At 44.2% G+C, this 18,576-nt stretch carries 14 protein-coding genes; 7 read left to right on the top strand and 7 right to left on the bottom strand.

Annotation, left to right across the window (positions count from 1 at the left end):
• Positions 1-463: 463 nt before the first annotated feature.
• The 7 genes from AB5H98_RS08290 to AB5H98_RS08320 all read right to left on the bottom strand — a co-directional run bounded on the left by AB5H98_RS08290 (position 464) and on the right by AB5H98_RS08320 (position 8,328).
• The gene (locus AB5H98_RS08290; RefSeq protein WP_367925447.1) at positions 464-1,186 is read right to left on the bottom strand and encodes an acyl-[acyl-carrier-protein] thioesterase; all 723 of its coding nucleotides are present in this window, start codon (positions 1,184-1,186) and stop codon (positions 464-466) included.
• A 22-nt stretch (positions 1,187-1,208) separates the two neighbouring features.
• Complete coding sequence (locus AB5H98_RS08295; protein WP_367925448.1) at positions 1,209-2,972, bottom strand: serine hydrolase domain-containing protein; 1,764 nt, start codon at positions 2,970-2,972, stop codon at positions 1,209-1,211.
• A gap of 98 nt (positions 2,973-3,070) precedes the next feature.
• A complete protein-coding gene (glmS, locus tag AB5H98_RS08300) occupies positions 3,071-4,894 on the bottom strand; it encodes a glutamine--fructose-6-phosphate transaminase (isomerizing) (protein WP_367925449.1) in 1,824 nt (607 codons plus the stop codon).
• Between the two features lie 462 nt (positions 4,895-5,356).
• A complete protein-coding gene (locus tag AB5H98_RS08305) occupies positions 5,357-5,908 on the bottom strand; it encodes a hypothetical protein (RefSeq protein WP_367925450.1) in 552 nt (183 codons plus the stop codon).
• Position 5,909: 1 nt separating this feature from the next.
• Positions 5,910-6,545 carry a DnaJ domain-containing protein gene (locus AB5H98_RS08310; protein WP_367925451.1) on the bottom strand — a complete coding sequence of 212 codons (636 nt, stop codon included), beginning with the start codon at positions 6,543-6,545 and terminating at the stop codon, positions 5,910-5,912.
• Positions 6,546-6,568: 23 nt separating this feature from the next.
• A complete protein-coding gene (locus tag AB5H98_RS08315; RefSeq protein ID WP_367925452.1) occupies positions 6,569-7,426 on the bottom strand; it encodes a DUF5685 family protein in 858 nt (285 codons plus the stop codon).
• A gap of 92 nt (positions 7,427-7,518) precedes the next feature.
• Positions 7,519-8,328 carry a polysaccharide deacetylase family protein gene (locus tag AB5H98_RS08320; protein ID WP_367925453.1) on the bottom strand — a complete coding sequence of 270 codons (810 nt, stop codon included), beginning with the start codon at positions 8,326-8,328 and terminating at the stop codon, positions 7,519-7,521.
• Positions 8,329-8,427: 99 nt separating this feature from the next.
• Between AB5H98_RS08320 and rmuC the strand changes: the two genes are divergently transcribed.
• The 7 genes from rmuC to holA all read left to right on the top strand — a co-directional run bounded on the left by rmuC (position 8,428) and on the right by holA (position 18,573).
• Positions 8,428-9,786, top strand: coding sequence for a DNA recombination protein RmuC (gene rmuC, locus AB5H98_RS08325; RefSeq protein ID WP_367925454.1), 1,359 nt, complete (start codon positions 8,428-8,430; stop codon positions 9,784-9,786).
• Between the two features lie 105 nt (positions 9,787-9,891).
• Positions 9,892-11,517 carry a peptidoglycan D,D-transpeptidase FtsI family protein gene (locus AB5H98_RS08330; protein ID WP_367925455.1) on the top strand — a complete coding sequence of 542 codons (1,626 nt, stop codon included), beginning with the start codon at positions 9,892-9,894 and terminating at the stop codon, positions 11,515-11,517.
• Between the two features lie 305 nt (positions 11,518-11,822).
• Positions 11,823-14,492, top strand: a complete 2,670-nt coding sequence (gene alaS, locus AB5H98_RS08335) for an alanine--tRNA ligase (protein ID WP_367925456.1) — start codon at positions 11,823-11,825, stop codon at positions 14,490-14,492.
• A 29-nt stretch (positions 14,493-14,521) separates the two neighbouring features.
• On the top strand, positions 14,522-14,860 hold the full coding sequence (locus AB5H98_RS08340) for a histidine triad nucleotide-binding protein (RefSeq protein ID WP_367925457.1): 339 nt from the start codon (positions 14,522-14,524) through the stop codon (positions 14,858-14,860).
• A 41-nt stretch (positions 14,861-14,901) separates the two neighbouring features.
• Positions 14,902-15,441: a phosphoribosyltransferase family protein gene (locus AB5H98_RS08345; RefSeq protein ID WP_367925458.1), complete on the top strand. Its 540-nt coding sequence runs from the start codon at positions 14,902-14,904 to the stop codon at positions 15,439-15,441.
• On the top strand, positions 15,438-17,558 hold the full coding sequence (locus AB5H98_RS08350; RefSeq protein WP_367925459.1) for a ComEC/Rec2 family competence protein: 2,121 nt from the start codon (positions 15,438-15,440) through the stop codon (positions 17,556-17,558). The genes AB5H98_RS08345 and AB5H98_RS08350 overlap by 4 nt, the downstream gene beginning before the upstream one ends.
• Complete coding sequence (holA, locus tag AB5H98_RS08355; protein WP_367925460.1) at positions 17,545-18,573, top strand: DNA polymerase III subunit delta; 1,029 nt, start codon at positions 17,545-17,547, stop codon at positions 18,571-18,573. The genes AB5H98_RS08350 and holA overlap by 14 nt, the downstream gene beginning before the upstream one ends.
• Positions 18,574-18,576: the final 3 nt, after the last annotated feature.

Here is an 18,576-nt window from a genome sequence, read left to right on the forward strand (position 1 = left end):
AGAAGAATAGCCAGGAACAAGAAGATATTCGCCAAATGTGCGGGAAGGTTCACTGAAATAAGTGGCCATAACATACTCCTTTACTTATTATTTGCGTTTATGTTTACTGATTATAGTACCATATTCAGAACATGAATAAAATGTTTTTCTTTAAAAAAATGCTTTAAACCGCACAGAAAAAAGGAGAAAAAAAGAAGGGAAATGTAGACAAAAAGCACAAAACAAAAAACCTCTGCGCTGCGGCACAGAGGTTTTTTGTCTTGTGAAATGGAGTTTGAAAAGGTGGCATAGCACCCGAAATTGTTACTTCTAATTAAATAACAATAGGAGGAGAGGGCCTATGCCTGATGAAAAAGTGCACTGCAAGCGTCTTGTAACTTTCTTGCAATTAAATTGTAACTCTTTTGTTACTCGCTGTCAATGCTTTTTTGAAACTATTTTGTAATTATTTGTGATAATTTTGTTACCTGAATGTAAACTGAGCCTCGAAATGTTTACATCCTGCGCTTTGCCCAAGAAAATAGTAATCTTTGTCGTTTAAAGTGGCCCTTGAGAGTTGGAAAGATTGGCCTAAAGGAATTTCTTTGTGATAAGTAATGGCCAAGCGTTGTGGTTGGCTATTTAATAAAAGGTCTGTTGGAAGATGATCGCAAAGAATATCCGCATAAGAAGTATTGTTCAGATGATGATTCTGATCACATCTTGTATAAACAGCTTTTTCTTCAGCAACATATTCAGTCTCAGCTTTTTGGATAGTGAGGTCCAAAAGTTTTTTGGGCTCGCCAATGAACGGCAAGGGAAGATCCTGTGGTGGAACACGTAGTATTCGCTTGTTCGATGTGTTTACAAGAATCCAGCAACTATCCATTTCGCACAATTTCTTTCCAGCATCATCGCAAAAAGACGTGTATCGATGATATATGGCCCGTTGTGGAGCACTGGGCATAGTAGTAATTGTTACCTGCATTCCAGCCGGAATGGGTTCATATATTTGCATTGCCAATTTAGCAAGCAGAAATGCGGTATGTGTCTTTTGATAGAGTGATTCATCTATTCCAAGTCTGGTGCAGTGATCTGTAGAAATCTGCTGCGCTCGACGAAGGATTGCGCCAGGTGTCATCCGTTTTGTTGCGTCCGTCTCAAAGTCTTGTACTATAATTTGTTGTGTATAAAAATCGGCGTTCAAAATTATTTCCTCGCATTTCGTATTAATTTGTTTTGTGTTGGTCGGTAGTTCCAATTAAAGCAGGGGTACAGACTTTATCTACCCGATACCATAAATAATCCATATCGCGAAAAAGATCGATTTTTGCTTTGACTGAAGCTGGAACATTTTTTTCCATCATTTGAAAAACAAGACGGATTCCAGGCGTTTCTTCAAAACGAAGAGTCAAAAGATTCCCTTTTTGAAAAGTTAATTTTAGAATGCGTGTGCTGCTCAATTCAAGGTAATTTATTGTAATTTTTAGAACAAGCTCATCATCTTCGTTTAAAACCGCTTTACACAGTACGGCTGCCTCAAAAATATTTCCACCAAAATCAAATGTGCAAATTTGTGGGCTCTTAAAATGAATGGGTAAATCATATACGCGTTTGGCTTCCGTCCAGTGAAGAATCAAATGAGATTCGTCCTGTGAGAAGACGATTTTTTCAATTCCCGACGAATACCAATCATTCATACAAGAAGGAATCAAAGGCAAAAGGCTCGCTTGGTTCGGTGGAAAATAGAACGTGGAAGGCGAGAGGGATTTTATATCGATTGGAGAGGATGAGGACATCGGGAAAAAGCGTTGAAACAGAGAACTTAAAATGTTTTCTTTTGAAAAATCCGTAGAAAAAACAGGAGTACCATAACGAAGAGTAGAAAGGGTATGCGCCAGTATTTTTGAATCACGCGAACCTATTGGCGCAGGAGTGCGGATTTGCTCAATAAGACGTTTCACAGCGTCAAAAGTAGAACTGTATGTGAAAAGATTTCCCGCGCCGGCATTGATGCCAATAACAAGTTCTAAAGATGGGCAAACAATCACATACTGGCCAAACATTCCATTAAACATAAAAAATTGTTTTTGGGCATCCGTCCAGATTTGATAGCCATATTCTTCTCCTGATTCTCGTTTCATATAAGACGTGGTTGCCTGATCCACCCATTCTTTGCTCAATAGCTGTTGGCCATTCCACATTCCTTGAGAAAGATAAAGAAGACCCAACTTGACGGCATCTTCTAAATAGACATACATACCCCATCCGCCTTTTTCAATTCCGTTAGGGCATTTTTCCCAAGCAACATCTCCGAACCCGAGCGGCTCAAATAGTCTTGGTTGTAAATATTCCATTAGGCCGCAACCGCTTTTCTTTTTTAATACAGCAGACAAAACATAGGTGTTCATACTGTTATAATCCATTTGTGTACCGGGTTCAAATTCGAATTCAGATTCAAGAAAAGCACGAAGCCAATCACATTCTGCGACGGCTCCAGCCTCTCGAAAAGTACTGCCGCTGCTCATGGTAAGCAAATGACGCACGGTCAGATTACGGGCTCTGCGCGAAACCATTAGATTGCATTTTTCTGGAAAAATGGAACAGATTTTTTCATCGAGATCCACTTTTCCTTCATCCCATAGCATCCCGATGGCTGTGCTGGTAAAACTTTTGCAAAGACTATGTGTGACGTGCCAGCGGGAAGTGGAATAAGGAGCCCATGACCCTTCACAGACAACTTTTCCATATCGGACTACGATGCAGGAATGAGGCCAACCGTTAGGAAGAGAAGAAAGGCATTTGAAAAAAGAATCCAAAGCTGCGGGAGGAATGTCCGCCTGCTGCGGTGTACAGCGGGGAAGAGGTAAAGGGCTTTTACCTTGTGGAATAGGCTTTTGCGGTTTTGTAGGAAAAGGAAGAATGTGTTCCGTGTCAGATGTTAAAATCTTCCGCATGTAATTAAGCGTTTTAAAACTATTTTTCAGTTCCATACCATAACCTCCACAGATGAGGATAATTTTAGTATAACACAAAATGAGAACTTTGAATAAAAAAGAAAAGAGCCGGAATACCGGCCCTTCAAGATTGTTTATTCTACCGTAACACTTTTGGCGAGATTGCGCGGTTTATCTACATCGCAACCACGAAGAACACTCATATAATAAGCAAATAGCTGGAGAGGGACAATCATCAACATCGGCATGAAAATGTCCTCGAATTCAGGAAGGCGAATCACAAAATCGGCGACATCATCAGGCACCTGCGCGCTTTCTTTACACAAAAGAATCACTCGACCACCACGTGTTTTGACTTCTTTAACGTTGCTGATGGTTTTTTCATATACGTTATTTTGAGTGGCAAGTGCTACAACCGGAGTGCCATTTACAATCAGAGAGATCGCACCGTGTTTTAGTTCACCGGCCGCATATGCTTCACTGTGAACATAACTGATTTCTTTGAGCTTTAAGCTTCCTTCCAAAGAAAGAGCATAATCAAAACCACGTCCCATAAAGAACAAATCGTCGCTGTTCATAAATTGGCTGGCAAGATATTTGATTTCATTGCAGTTCGAAAGTAGAGGAACCAATTGTTCTGGTACTTGTTGCAAGGCTGCGGTAAGCCGACGGATTTCTTTTTCGGACTGAGTTTTTCGAGCCAGAGCCATCCGAAGAGCAAATAAATACATTACAGCCAATTGTACGCTGTATGCTTTTGTGCTGGCTACTGCGATTTCGGGACCTGCATGAGTGTAGATAACCCAATCAGCAGCACGAGCAATGGAAGAGCCCACAACGTTAACCACTGCCAAAGTTTTAGCGCCGCGTTCCTGAGCGAGTTTTAGTGCGGCTAAGGTGTCCAAAGTTTCTCCACTTTGACTAATGATAATTACCAGATCGTCTTTCGTTAAAATTGGGTCACGATAACGGAATTCACTGGCAATATCAACGTCTACAGGAATATGAGCAAAGCGCTCGATGGCCGTTTTTCCTACCATTCCGGCATGCATGGCAGTTCCGCACGCAACAATGTGGATGTTTTGTATACGCCGTAAAGCCTCATCGTCCAATGCATCTACACCTAGCTGGGGAAGGCCATTTTCTACATGGGGGCCAATGGTAGCGCGAAGTGCAGCCGGTTGCTCGTGAATTTCCTTGAGCATGAAATGAGGATAGCCACCTTTTTCGGCAGCTTCAATATCCCAACTTGCGGTTAAATGCTCTTTTACAACCGGACGGCCCAATTCGTTGTATACCTGGATTTTATCCTTGGTAACAACAGCAATTTCACCTTCGTCTAAGATAGAATAGTCACGGGTGTATTTTAAAAGGGCAGGAATATCGCTGGCCAAAAAGTTTTCGCCCTTTCCATATCCAACAATCAAAGGACTCTCTTTTCGAACAGAAAAGATACGATCTGGAAAATCACGAAACAAAATAGCAAGGCCGTAGCTTCCACGGACTTCGCCCAAAGTTTTCATGATGGCGTCAAGAGGTTCGCCGTGATAATTATAGTCGAGCAGTTTTACAAGAACTTCCGTATCGGTATCACTGCAAAATTCATAACCATGCGCGATTAGATGTTCTTTTAAAGAGGCATAATTTTCAATGATTCCGTTGTGGACTAAGCTGATGCGGGCAGAGGAGTGGGGATGACTGTTGATGTCACTGGGAGCTCCATGCGTTGCCCACCGTGTATGCCCAATGCCACAATGAGATTCAATCTCGGGCATGGAACGTACCTTTTCTGCCAAAACGGAAAGACGCCCTTCTGCCTTGACCACTTGAATTTCCCCCTCGGGACCTGCAAGCGCGATGCCAGCGGAATCATATCCGCGATACTCCAATTTGCTTAAACCATCAAGCAGAACATCTGTACTACGACGGGGGCCAATATATCCAACAATTCCACACATAAATAAAACATCTCCAGACAAATTTTAAGATTTTGTCTGAAAATGCAAAACACAAACAAGCGTACCCTAATACAGGTTACACCAAACTTATTTTTTACATAACAAGAAAAAGTCTATCCCGAAAGGGATACACATTGTGCTTCGCAAATTCAGATAAAAGCAGAATAACTCTGCAAGGTTCAGTATCCAAATCTGATACCGAAAAATTCAATTTGTCTCGGGATTCTACGTGTTTCTGTTGCCGCGTTACCGCTGGTTTTTGTCCATGTAGTGTCGACCGCCCGAATGCGTCCGTGAAGGCACCCGCCGAATCTTTCGATACGTTGCGCCCGAATTTTGGTACGCAACAGCCTTCATCCTCGTCACCCCTTGTGGCAGACCGAAACAGGGTCTGACGTTACAAAGGGGCCCGGCGCTCTCAGCATTTCACTCTATCACGCGTCCTTTCTTTTTGGCCGTGTATCAATGGCAATTCATTAATTTAGGCCGCATTTTAGCACAATACAGCCCAATCAGTTTTACAAGGGCTATATCATATATCACAAAGGCGAGATTGCCCATCAAAAGAAGAAGCAGAAGAAAAATTGTTCCCATTTCTTCAAATTCTTCGACAACCGCGCCGATGGGAAACAAAAATAAAATAAGACTGTACATACATACAACGCATCCATTGAATAAACCTATCTTGGCACTCCAGCGGATAATTTTTGAATGAATGCGTTCCAAATTTGCCTTTAAAAGAGGATAAAACCCAAATAAAAAGACAAAAATAAGGCTCATTTCCTTATCAGGAACAATAAAAAGCGATAAAATGCTGATCGCTATATACAAGATGTACCCCATTTTAAGGCCGAATTCAATTGCTACCGGGACAATCAGCAACCCAGCAATAGCCGGGGCAGAAAAAGTGGCAAAAGGAAAAATTCCACCCAAAAGCATCACTACTACAGACAAAGAGGTGAAAACACCACCTAGCGCGACGCGGCGGCTTCTATCAGAACGGTATGAGTTCATATCAGCAGCCCCGACTGCAACTGCAACACATATCCATGCACATCCATGCAGCGCACATATCGCAACAAGAGCAACTCACAGCCTGCGTTCCGTACGGTTGTTGCTGTCCGTATGGATTGCCAGGCATGGCACCGTTGGCTTGATTGCGCAGGTTACGCAAAGCCGCCTCATATTCAGGATTTCCAGGGGCGAGACGGCAAGCCGTCTCAAAGTAGCGCAATGCTTCAGCAACCCATCCTTTATAATAATATGCGCTGCCAACAAGAAAGTTCCATTCGGCATCATTGGCTCCGTCAGGAATTGCATTTAACTGTGCAAGTGCTTGCTCAATGGCGCCGTTGTTGATCATTTGACGAATATTCCGGTAGCGCCCATTGGCACTTCCGTTTTGCGCCTGGCTGGAAGCAGGAGCAGAATACTCCGTATGAGGTTCACCACCTGTGCGGATCAAACTCATCAGAGTGTCAAATGCTTCATTGATCTCAGTCATTTTTGCCTGAGCTTCCTCGCGCATCGGTCCAGCTTCATAATTTTCTGGATCGTATCGTTTGGCCAGACTGCGATAAGCATTTTTAATTTCATCTTCAGAAGCGCCTTCGCGCAAGCCCAGCAGAGAATATGCTTTATTTGCGTCCATAGGGATTTCCTTTCTGCGTTGCATTAAAGTGAATCATGACGGTCGTGATGAGGGCGTTTTTTTCCGGCAAAAGCAATACTTTGCGGAAGCCCTAAAAATAAGATATTATCCAGAATCGGTTTGTAAACCGATAGATTGAGAAGATTGTAACAGAGAGCTACTTCTCCGGCGCACATACGACAAAGCATTTGTGTCTGTTCAACCGTTTCATCTTTCGATAAATGATTTTGCAAAAATACGTTGTACGCACCGCTTTGAAAATCTTTCTCGTAATCCTCTGCAGCGTCTAGATAGTACAAGATTTTTCCTATAAACATTCCCAGACGCCTTAAAATTTCTGTTTGAGCACCGCAATAAGAAAATAACTCGCCAGTCATTTGTGCGGTTGGATCGGAAGCCTCATCAAGACTGGTGCTATTTCGTCTTTCCAAAGATTGTTGGGCAAGCGTTTGTTCTGCAAATAACTTGTCCGCTTGCGGCATGCGGGCGGCTGCTTTTTTCTTCATCCCTTTAAAAAAAAGAAGGAGAAAACGAGCTCGCAGCTTTTTGGCGAAATGCTCGTCGTTTACATCGTCTACAATTTTATAATAAGAAGTCAAAATTAGAGAGTCCGCTGCAAGACGGAGCCCAGCAGATGAACCACATACCGGTCGTTTGGTGAAAGGTCCTGCGATACAACGTTCCCCACACACGGGTGGCTGCGCACACGCAAGGTCATCTGCCGTCATTGCAAGCAGGACCATATCGTAGTTCAACAAAAAGCGGGCAAACAAACCATATTCACGTTTTAATTCTTTACACAATCCGCAATAATAGGATCGATACAGGTTCCACTCGCGTACTTTTAACTCCGCTTTGAAGGGCATAATATACCCAAACATGGATGAACCCTCCCTGTTTATGACCTATCTCGTGTAGTATACAACATTTTTGTTTACTTTACAAATAAATCAGGAATAAATTTGCACATTATTCATATTTCACGTTCCAAATGATCAATGGTGTCAAATTTATATCCGGCATTCTTGAACCATCGAATAATATCAGGCAAGGCTTCGGCCGTATTTTTAGTCGCTTTTGTATCGTGCATCAAAACGATGCATTTGTTTTTATCGCCAACATCACGTATAACATTGTTGTAAATTTTTTCAGCGGATGGATGCCCGCCAATTGCATCGTCGGCACATACATTCCAGTCTACATAATGATATCCTTTTTCGCTAGCCTGTGCTTTTAGCTCTTTCATAATATTGCTGCCGCCATATTTGTGGCTGACGGTGTTAGTGCTACCACCGGGAAAGCGTAACCAGACAAGTTTTTGGGGGTCTACGTATGGAGAAAGCCGCTCTTTGAGTTGGTCAATATCCTCCCAATAGGAATTAGGGCTTTGATAAATTTTTTCGTAATCGTGGGTACATGTGTGAAGAGCAATCATATGACCTTCTGCGACGGTTCGTTCCAAAAGTGGAAGATACTCTTCGTTGTTGGGCGCGGCAATCACAAAAAATGTAGCGGGAACATTTTCCTGCTGCAATATATCCAGAATAGATTCCGTGGTTGAAGAGGGACCGTCATCAAATGTGAGGTAAACAGTTTTTTCAGAGCGTTCAGCTTTTTCTGAATCATCGGTCATTGCTTCCAGAGGGGCCGTCAAATCATCCATAGAACATCCAACAGGGCGGCTGATCATTTGATACGCAAAAATACAGCCAAGTGCTAAGGCTCCGACTGCAAAACTCGCTATAAAACGTTTTTTCCTTTTAGGATGAAATCCACATTTCAAAGAAATCGCCGCCTTTTCATTGATTTGTATTACGGTTATCCGTATACTTATAGCTATGAGCTACGGCATAAGGCTATGCCGAAAAAGGAGAAAAACGGAATGATGGAGATTGTATCGGTAGCATTGGGCGCTTTGGCCTGTGTGCTTCTTGTAATTGTACTGGCGACGCGGCCTCGGGGAAATCAAGAGGATCGGCGCTTGATGATAGAAATGGAAGAACAAATGGAACAACTTCGCACGCAGATGCAGGACGAACTTCGACAAATGCGCAACGATGTAAACGCGGCAATTCACCGTTCTGTGCAGACGGGGGCGGAGTTGCAGGCTTCTGCGCAAAGACAAATTGCAGAAACGCAGAATGCGCGGTTAAAAGATTTGAGCGACCAAATGGCACTTCGACAGGCGGCACTCCAAAAGACTGTAAATGACCAACTGCGAGGCATGGACCAGCGGATGTCTGCCAATGCACTTGAAAATGAACAAAAGTTGGAAAATATTCGTGCTACGATGGAAAAGCGGCTTGCAGCACTTCAGCTTGAGAATACGCAGAAGTTGGAGGAAATGCGACAGACGGTAGATGAAAAATTGCAAAAGACGCTGGAGGATAAACTGCATCAATCTTTCAGCAGAGTCAGCCAACAACTGGAAAGTGTTTATAAAGGCCTTGGAGAAATGCAGAACCTGGCAACAGGAGTGGGAGATTTAAAAAAAGTATTAAGTAATGTAAAGACTAGAGGTATTTTGGGGGAAATTCAACTTGGTGCGATTTTGGAACAGATTCTGGCGGCGGAGCAATACCAGGAAAATGTTATGACGGTGCCGGGAAGCGGCGAACGTGTAGAGTATGCAGTTCGACTGCCAGGGGATGGTGAAAATCCGGTTTGGCTTCCCATAGATGCGAAATTTCCTGTAGATGCATATAGTGCTTTGCAGGATGCCTATGAAGAGGCGGATGCTGCAAAAGTAGAATCAGCAGGCAGAATGTTGGAGCAGAGAGTACGCGGATTTGCCAAGGATATCCACGAAAAATATGTTTGTGTTCCTTATACCACTGAATTTGCAATCATGTTTGTTCCAGTAGAAGGCCTTTATGCAGAGCTCGTCCGCCGGGGAATGGTTGAGAAGCTCCAGAATGAGAGTAAAATTGTGCTTGCAGGTCCTACTACCATGGCTGCGTTGCTTAATAGTCTTCAAATGGGATTCCGTACTCTGGCGATTCAAAAACGTTCCGGGGAAGTTTGGCAGGTTTTGGGCAATGTAAAAGCTGAATTTGATACATTTGGAAAAGTATTGGCACAAGCTCAAAATCGGATTGAGCAGGCAGGGAGCGAATTGGAAAAATTGGTCGGTGTGCGCACAAGACAAATTCAGCGAAAGCTACGCGGCGTGACAGCACTTCCGGAATTTGGTGATCAAGTGGATTCTAAAGAGTCCGAGCAGGACGCCTGTGAAGAATGAATAAGGTCAAAAGAAGTGGCCAGCGGTTTATAAGCCGCTGGCCTTTTTTCGTTACCATATGATTAGTAAAAGAGTGTCCGGGGCATAATTGGAGGGAGAGGGGCGATGTTTGTGACCACCGGACGTTTGGTGACTTTTTTTTGCGGTTTTATTTTAGCTTTTACGATTTTGGCGGCAAACTTGGCCCTTCTGTGTACCAATGAACAATATGCGCAAGCGGCAAGTGATCAAACCCAAACAACGCTTACTTTATACAATGGTCGCGGAAATATTTACGACTGCAATTTTGTTCCGCTTACAAACGTATTTGTACAAACCTACGCGGCGGTGGAGCCAGGTGGAACTAGCTATCATGCACTTTTTGAGTCGATACCAGAGACGCAAAAAAGCCTGTTTTATAGCCGGATTCAGATGGGAACTCCATTTTTGATTGAGGTAGAACCTCAAGGGCAGACGCAACCAGAGTATTTGTTTTCTAGCCCGGTTCGCTATTATCCCAATCCGACTGCAGTTCACCTGATAGGTTATTTAGACTCAGAAGGACATGGAGTCAGTGGAGCAGAATATGCTTATGATGATTTGCTGACGCAAGCGTCTACCAGCACACGGGTGCTTTGTACGACGACAGCCGTGGGTGAATTTTTGGAAAGTGCCCCACCCAAAATGCTATATACACAAGGTTCCGGAGCGGGAATTATGCTGACGATTGATGAAACAATACAACGCATTTGTGAAGGCGTAGCTCAGCAGATGATGAAAAAAGGAAGTATCGTCGTTTTGGAAACGGCCACCGGTCGAGTGAGAGCAAGTGTAAGCGTTCCAACTTATGATCCAGATGATGTGGCAACGAGTATTTCCAGAAATGATTCTTCTTTGATCAACCGTTCTATCAGTGCATTCAATGTGGGTTCTGTATTTAAGCCGATATTGGCCGCTGCCGCAATTGAGGCAGGGCTTGATACCAGCGCAGTTTATGAATGTACAGGGTCCACGGAAATCGGTGGACATGTGTACCGTTGCGCCTATGGGAAAGGCCATGGAAAAGTGAATTTGAAACAGGCTTTGGAACAGAGCTGTAACTGCTATTTTATACATTTGGGATTGCAGTTAGGTGCGGAAAAGGTGGAACAGGCTGCCCGTTTATGCGGATATGGAACAGAGACCTGCTACATGGGAACACTCACCACCGCAAAAGGAAATTTGCCGGATGCGCAACAACTGGAAAATTTGGGACAGTTGGCTTCGATCAGTTTTGGCCAGGGGGCGCTTACGGCTACGCCTATTCAGGTGGCTGCAAGTATCAATGTATTTGCTAATCAGGGAAGATACATCGAACCAACATTTGTAGAGGGAATTGTCAATGAATATTCGCAAACGGTCACTCAAAGTTTGTATTCGCCAATACAACGACAGGCATTCCGACCCGATACGGCGGAAACGATAAGAGAAATGTTGGTGAGTGTTGTAGAAAATGGGTTAGGAAGTCCAGCGCAACCTCTTCATGGTGGTGCTGGTGGAAAGACCGGAACGGCACAGACTGGTCGTTTTCAGGAGGATGGAGAAGAGATTATGGATGCATGGTTTGCCGGATTTTATCCGGCAGAAAATCCGCAATATACCATTGCAGTTCTGTTGGATAGCGGAACCTATTCCAGTGACGATGCAGCCGAAATTTTTGGAAAGGTAGCTACAGATTTGGGAATGTATCTTGGGGTGCAAGACGAGTATTGACAACGGCTTGATTTTTCTTATAATTAATAAAAGAAGATACAAAAAATGGCAACGACTGGGCCAGACAGGAAAGTGAAGTTCAAAGAGAGAGAATGCATGGCTGAAACATTCTTACTTGAATTCCTGCCAGCCACCCGGGAGCCCCCTGTGAGGAGCAGGGCGCTGCGCAGCGTTAACGCGATAAAGTGGTATGCGCGAGCATACAATTTGGGTGGTACCACGGATGCGGAAAGCTTTCGTCCCTTTGTAAGGGGCGGAAGTTTATTTTTTTGTAGTTCGATTTCAAAAAATGAGGAGACAGATCTATGGAATGGACCGGATTAAATGAGTTGCGCGAAAAATATCTTTCCTTTTTTGAGAGTAAAGGTCACCTGCGGTTAGATAGCTTCCCGTTGGTTCCGCACAACGACAACAGCCTTTTGCTGATTAACTCTGGCATGGCCCCTATGAAAAAGTGGTTTTTGGGACAGGAAGAGCCGCCGTGTCATCGTGTTACGACTTGCCAGAAATGTATCCGTACGCCGGATATTGAACGTGTAGGCATTACGGCCCGGCATGGTACTTTTTTTGAGATGCTTGGAAACTTCAGCTTTCAGGACTATTTTAAAGAAGAGGTTATTCCTTGGGCATGGGAATTCTTGACTCAAACATTGGAAATCCCTGCTGAAAAATTGTATATTTCTGTCTATCTGGATGACGATGAGGCATATGATATCTGGACTAAAAAAGTCGGAATTCCTGAGGATCATATGGTCCGTTTTGGCAAAGAGGACAACTTCTGGGAGCATGGTTCTGGTCCCTGCGGTCCGTGTAGTGAGATTTATTTTGATCGCGGACCGGAGTTTGGCTGCGGAAAACCGGATTGTCGTGTAGGCTGCGATTGCGACCGATATATGGAAGTTTGGAATTTGGTGTTTAGCCAGTTTGATTCTGATGGCAACGGCCATTATGAACGGCTTGCCAAGCCAAACATTGATACGGGAATGGGTTTGGAGCGTCTGGCTTGCGTGATGCAAGGCGTGGGCAATCTGTTCGAAGTGGATACCGTACATAACATTCTGAACCATGTGGAACGCATTACCGGAAAGACTTATGGACAGGATCATCTTACAGATGTCTCGATTCGTGTAATCACGGATCATATCCGTTCGACGGTATTTATGGTTTCCGACGGAATTCTTCCTTCCAACGAAGGCCGTGGATACGTTCTTCGTCGTTTGTTGCGCCGTGCAGCCCGACATGGAAGAATGCTTGGTGTAAAACGTCCGTTCCTTTCTGAGTTGTGCGATACTGTAATCAAAGAAAACGGCAGCGCATATCCGGAATTAATTGAGCACTCGGATTATATTAAAAAGACCATTTCTGCAGAAGAAGAAAGATTTTCTCGTACCATTGATGCGGGCCTCACCATCCTTAACAATTTGGTGGAAGATGTCATTAAAAAGGCTCAAGAAGGCAAAAAACGGATCTTGTCCGGTATGGATGCGTTTAAACTGAATGACACCTTTGGTTTCCCGCTGGATTTAACCAAGGAGATTGCAGCGGAAAAAGGAATTGAGGTGGATGAAGAAGGGTTCCGTTCCGAACTGCAAAAGCAGCGAGAGACAGCCCGTGCGGATCGGATGAGCCGAGACATTTCCGGTTGGACAGCAGACCTTTTCAGCAATGTGGATGCTAAACCGACTGATTTTGTGGGCTATGAGAGTTTGGCCGCAGAGGCAAAGCTGGTGGCTTTGTCCGATGGAGAGGAACTGGTGGATGCCATTGCTACGGATGATGGCCCCAAAACTAATGTTTTAGTGGTTTTGGATCGTACTCCGTTTTATGCGGAAAGCGGCGGACAAGTAGCGGATACTGGCAGTATCACGACAGCTTCCGGCGCCCATTTGTCTGTAAGCGCGTGCAAAAAGACTCCCAAAGGTTATTTTGTACATACTTGCACATTGGAAGACGGTATGGTACAAGTAGGTGAAGCGGTCGTTGCAAATGTGGACGAGAAGCGTCGGCATTCCATTATGCGCAATCACACTTCTGCGCACTTATTGCAAAAAGCTCTGCGCGAAGTGCTTGGAGCGCATGTGCACCAGGCAGGTTCTTACGAGGATGATGAGCGCGTTCGCTTTGATTTCACCCATTTCAATGCAGTTACACCGCAGGAATTGCAGCAGGTAGAGAAAATCGTAAATGAAAAGATTTTTGAAGCTCTTCCGGTTGTAGTAAAGGAAATGCCCATCAAAGAGGCAAAAGAATTGGGAGCGATGGCTCTTTTTGGTGAGAAATATGGAGAAATCGTCCGTGTGGTAGACATCAATGGTTGGTCTACAGAGTTTTGCGGTGGTACGCACGTGTCGAACACTGCGCAGCTTGGTTGCTTCAAAATTCTCTCCGAGTCCAGTGTAGCCGCAGGCATTCGTCGTATTGAAGGAACAACGGGCTATGGCATTTTGAAACTCCTTGATGAGAAAAATGAAATGCTTCATCAAGTTGCGGGGGCGTTGAAGGTAAGCAATGTACACGATTTGCCTCAGCGTGCGGCTGCTGTTTCGGCTGAACTGAAGAATGTGCAAAAAGAACTGGATGACTTGAAAACAGAGATTGCAAATGCGAAGGTTGATGGTCTGTTTGATGATGCGCAAGAAGTAGAAGGCATCAAGATTTTCACCTTATTCTTAACAGGAACGGCGAATGATGCGATACGTGGCATGTGTGACAAAGCTCGCGATAAGGTGCCGGCTTCCGTCACTGCGATTATTGGCGAGTGCGAAGGAAAAACATCGCTTGCCGTTGCAGTGGGTAAAGATGCGCAGGCCAAAGGACTTGCAGCCGGAAAACTGGTAAAACAGATTGCAGCTATCGCTGGTGGAAACGGTGGCGGAAAACCTGACTTTGCTATGGCAGGCATCAAGGATACTTCTAAAATTGATGATGCATTGAATGCAGTGCCGGAGTTGGTGAAGGCTGCATTAAATTCTTGAACCCTATTCGTTTGAAAGGAGGAAGGACAGTGGACTGTTTGTTTTGCAAAATGGTCGCAGGAGAAATCCCGGTAAACAAGGTGTACGAGGATGACACGGTATTGGCGTTTTATGACATTGATCCGCAAGCCCCAGTGCACTTTTTGGTGATTCCGAAAATGCATATTGGGTCTCCTGCGCAGATTAATTCAGAAAATAGTGAGGTTATTGCACATATTTTTGAAGTGATTGCAAAACTTGCCGAGCAGTTGGAGCTGCAAAATGGTTATCGCGTAGTAACCAATTGCGGAAAAGATGGTGGACAAAGTGTACAGCATCTTCACTTCCATGTGCTGGCTAAGCGCAGTCTGGCGTGGCCTCCGGGCTAAAAAACGTTTGTTGTTTTGTAACAGGAAAGGGAGAAATCACCATGCGTAAAACTTATACTCTCACAGTGGCAGGAGTCACTCGTGAATTGCCTCTGTGTCCGGTGAACGAACATTTGGATATTGCTGCTTTTGTAATGTTCAGCGATGTAGAATTGACAGTTGCTTGCGCCAAAGCTCTTTTGGAGAAGCTTCCAGATTTTGATGTAATTGTTACCGCTGAGGCTAAGGGAATTCCGCTTGCCTATGAAATGAGCCGTCAGAGTGGCAAAAAGTATATTCCTGCCCGGAAAGGTGCAAAACTTTATATGGAAAATCCGGTGGTTGTGGAGGATAAATCTATCACAACAGAAGCAGTTCAAAAGCTTGTGATTGACCAGAAGGATTTGGACTATATGTCGGGCAAGCGAGTTGTGATTGTGGACGATGTAATTAGTACAGGCGGAAGCCTTCATGCGCTGGAAACTTTGGTAGGAAAAGGAACGGCAAATATTGTGGCAAAAGCCGCAGTATTGGCGGAAGGCGAAGCGGCTGAACGAACCGATATCACTTATTTGGAACCGCTTCCGCTGTTCTTTAAATGATGTTGGAAAGACGCCGTACCCTGTGCCTGATTGGTTTTACCTATCTTGTTGTACAATTGTTGGCAGGATTTGTGCCGTCGGCGGCCTTGGGGCCGCTGACGGCTGTTTTTATAGTACTTCTGGCACTTCTTCTGATTTTCCACCGAAAAGTAAAAAGAGTATTCCTTTGGACTTTAATATGTGGAGTAGTTTCCCTAGCCTTAGGAATGCGAATGGTATATTTTCGAGTGGTAGTAGATCCGGTGTTGGCGTTAGATGGCACAACCGGATGGATAGAGGCAGATGTGCTACAAACGCGTCCAGGCTTTTCGGAAGAACGGATTTACGCTACGGTGGAAGTAAAATGTCTCAATGGCGAGAGATTGAATCTTCCGTTCCAAACGCAGATTGAGGCCTGTCCGCAAGCGGAGCCCGGAAACCGTATTTCTGCACAAGTTTCCTTTTCAAGCTTGCCGGTCAATGAATATCTGTCAAACAGTCAGGCAAAAGAAGTTTTTATCTGTGCAGAATATGTGTCCGGTTTCCAGAATTTAGGAATCGCAACCGGAGTGAAAAACACGATGCTTCGTTGGCAAATGAAGCTAAAGGATTCTCTATATGAGATTTTGCCATCAGGTTATCGAGAACTGGCATCTGCAATTTGTATTGGATATAAGTCTGACCTACCAGATGAATACAAAGATCAGTTTCAACAAGCGGGACTTTCCCATGTACTGGTTGTCTCAGGGCTTCATTTGTCTGCAGTAGGCGCGATTTGTTATTTGTGGATGAAACGCTTTTTCAATCGTCGGCTGGCCGCAGTAATTTCCTGCTTTTCTATCCTTGCCTTTATGGGAGTCATCGGGTTCACTGCTTCTGTTGTACGTGCCGGTTGTGTAATGATTTTAATTTACGCAGGGAAAATTTTGCGCCGTACAGGGGATACACTTACGAGTATGGGGCTTGCTGCGTTGCTCTTGTGTATACAAAATCCCTTTGCCGCACAAGATGTTGGACTTTTGCTCTCTTTTTCTGCCACTTTGGCGGTTTTGTTTTCTAGCAGCGTAATGGAGCGCTTTTATAGGCGCATGGATGAGCAAAATAAACATCCGGCAAAATTACTAATTCGGATTTACCAAACTGCTTTGGTCACTTTTCTTGTAACCATAGCAACTTTACCTGCAATTGCCTCGATAGGTGGCGGAGTATCCCTTGTGGGAATTTTATGTAACTTAGCGGTTCTACCGGTGGTCCCCGCGGTCGTACTGCTTGGAATCGGATGTTCGGTTATGGGCTTGATACCGCAATTCGTATTTTTGTCTAAGTTATTGGGCTTGGGGTGCGGTATTGGAATACGTTGGATGCTGACAGTCACAGGCGTTACTTCAAAATTGTCTTGGAGCATGATTTATGTGTCGGGCATTTATGCGGTTTTGGTTAGCCTCTGTGCAATTGGAATGATTTTGTTAGCATGGAAATTAGGCTTTTCGCTGAAAACAGGCGTTGGATCTGCAGCATGCTTAGCCCTTTGCGCATACATGATGTATTCGTTTGCAAATGTGAATGTTGTTCATTTTGCAATGGTAGGTTCCGGACTGAATCCTTCTGTGGTTGTGACCCAATCCGATTATACATTGGTAATTTATCGGGGCTCTGTAAGCAATCTGGAGCATGTAAAGGAATATCTTCGCAGTAAAAATCGAAAATCTGTTGACTATGTGATTGATTTGCGCGTAGAAGGGGATTCTCTTCTTTTGGCAGAGCAATTAAATGCGCGGGAAACGCTTTGTGTCCAAGAGTTGAAAAATCATACGGTAAAAACGGTTTTTCGTGATATAATGGTGTATGTGAAAAAACAGGAAAAGGGAAATTTTGCGTGCGTTGATGTGGGTGGCCGTCGTCTTGCGATTGCTGCCGGACAGGTGGAGTTTACTGGCTATCCGGCGCTTGATGTGTATTTTGGTGGAAGTGGAACGCCGATAGCGCTTTCCGCAGAGGCAATCGTTTTGCCGGCTGCCGGCACTTACGATTGGGCACAAAATTTCTCCAAAGTTTATCAAGGTCCATCTGAACAGGAAGTGTGGGTACGTGCAGGTGGCCAAGTAAAAATTGATGAGGTTCGCAATGGTTTTGAATGAACAAAGCTTTCAGAAAATCCTGGGAGAATTAGAAAAGTACGCAGTCTTTTATTATTACTCAACTGAAGAATATTTGGTTCGGAATTATGCTGCACGGACATTGATGCTGTTATCTCGGGAAACGGATGCAGAAATTACAAAGATTGATGGACCCGCACCATCGATTGGGGAGATAGTAGCGGCCGCAGGTACAATATCGCTTTTCGGTACGAAGCGTGTGGTGGAATTGGCGTTTGTGGAGCCAGCCTCCATGAATGATGCAGATGTTGATGCCCTGTGTGATTTGTTTCAAAGTACGGAAAATGCTGTAATTGTTTTTTATACAGTATTTAAAGATGACAAAGCCAAACAAACCAAAAAGGCCAAAAAACTAATTGAAGCGGCTACAAAATATGGTGTTGCTGCGGAACTATTAAAACCGGGGCCACAGGACGCAAAACGCTTTATTCAGCAAAAAGCAAAAGAGTTAGAAACTTCATTGGAACCGGGCGCAGATGCTGCGTTACTGGAAAGATGTGGGACGGATTTGTTTTTATTGGAAAATGAACTTTCAAAACTGGCGGCTGCAAGTGGATATACACAAATTACAAAAGAGCTTATAAGCTTTATGGGAACTCAGAATATTGAGGCGGATGTTTTTGAGATGGTGAGATTCGTTACGTCCAAAAATAAGCAGCAAGCATTTTATAAGCTAAAACAACTTTTGGAATTGCAGAATGAGCCTATCGCAATTGCGGCGGCCTTGGCGGGATCGTTTATTGATATGTATCGGGTCAAATGTGGCGCATCTTTCCGGAAGAACTATGCTTCGGTTCACAAGGATTTTGGATATCGTGGTAGTGACTACCGCCTTCGAAAATCTGGAGAGGCGGCGTCCCGCTATACTTTGAAGCAGCTTGCTGAAATTTTACAGATCTTACAACGATTAGATGCATCGTTAAAATCCTCGGCGGCAGATAAAAGTGTATTGTTACAAACTGCGCTTTGTGAGATCATGCAAGTGGGAGAGAAGTGATAT

It is taken from the genome of uncultured Ruthenibacterium sp. (assembly GCF_963558415.1).
Taxonomy (GTDB): domain Bacteria; phylum Bacillota; class Clostridia; order Oscillospirales; family Ruminococcaceae; genus Ruthenibacterium.